The sequence below is a fragment of the Sphingorhabdus sp. genome (genome assembly GCF_046292425.1).
In the GTDB taxonomy this organism is placed as follows: domain Bacteria; phylum Pseudomonadota; class Alphaproteobacteria; order Sphingomonadales; family Sphingomonadaceae; genus Sphingorhabdus_B.
On record NZ_JBKBQV010000122.1, the window covers coordinates 1 to 541 of the forward strand.

Below are 541 nucleotides of genomic sequence, written 5' to 3' on the forward strand. Positions count from 1 at the left end.
AATGGTCGCGGGCGAGCTTGACCGAGGTGTTTCTGTATTTGCCGGCGGCGTATGTGATCCGGCCGAAGCAATAATCTCCCCTCCCGCTTGCGATTGCCGGGTCGGCCATGCCCCCGGCATGGCCTGAACAGCGCGGGGCGCTGTTCACCCGGCAATGGGCCGGGGGAGGGCCTGTCACAGTCACGGACGGCCCGCTTGGACAGGCCCTCCCCTAACCCCTCCCGCGAGCGGGAGGGGGACTTGCAGACCTCACCCCTCCCGCATCCGCATCAGCCCTTCCTGCGCGACGCTCGCCACCAGTCGGCCGTCGCGGCTGTAGATGCGCCCGCGGTTGAACCCGCGCGCATGGCCGGCCCAGGGGCTGTCGGTGGTGTAGAGCAGCCAGTCGTCGGCGCGCAGCGGCGCGTGCAGCCATACGGCGTGGTCGAGGCTCGCGCTCTGCAATCCGCGCGTCATCCAGTTGACGCCATGCGGCAGCGTCGCGGTGCCGAGCAGCATCATGTCGCTGGCGTAGGAGAGGATCGCGCGGTGCAGCGCCGGA

At 69.7% G+C, this 541-nt stretch carries 1 protein-coding gene; it reads right to left on the reverse strand.

Annotated elements, in window-relative coordinates:
* Positions 1 to 249: 249 nt before the first annotated feature.
* The coding region (locus ACK4S7_RS13215; RefSeq protein WP_409647733.1) for an acyl-CoA thioesterase at positions 250 to 541 on the reverse strand (292 nt) is incomplete at its 5' end.